The organism is Paraburkholderia sp. SIMBA_030 (genome assembly GCF_046535245.1).
GTDB lineage: Bacteria > Pseudomonadota > Gammaproteobacteria > Burkholderiales > Burkholderiaceae > Paraburkholderia.
The window spans coordinates 1-260 of the sequence record NZ_JAWRXB010000892.1; the positions used below are offsets into that span (position 1 = coordinate 1).

Annotated in this window: 1 protein-coding gene; it reads right to left on the bottom strand. The window is 66.5% G+C overall.

Annotated elements, in window-relative coordinates:
• Window positions 1–260: hypothetical protein (locus SB772_RS42590; protein ID WP_410838843.1), on the bottom strand; the 260-nt coding region annotated here is incomplete at both ends.

The window sequence follows — 260 nt, forward strand, 5'->3', positions numbered from 1 at the left end:
GCCGCAGCCGCACCGATCGACATTTCAAGCTCTTCGATCAGATCACGGGCGCCGTTCGACACCGGCTCGGACTGCTGCGCAGTCCGATCCGCCGAAGCAAAGGCTCCCGCAGCATTCCAGGCGGAAGCGGCTGCCGGCTCGGCATGGACGACGGGCTCAGGCTCTACGGCCTGTGTCTCGTAATAGGCCGGCTCCGGCTCGACCTGCGCAGTCTGCTCGTAAGCAACGGGTTCGTAGGCCGCGACCAGCTCGGCCGGATG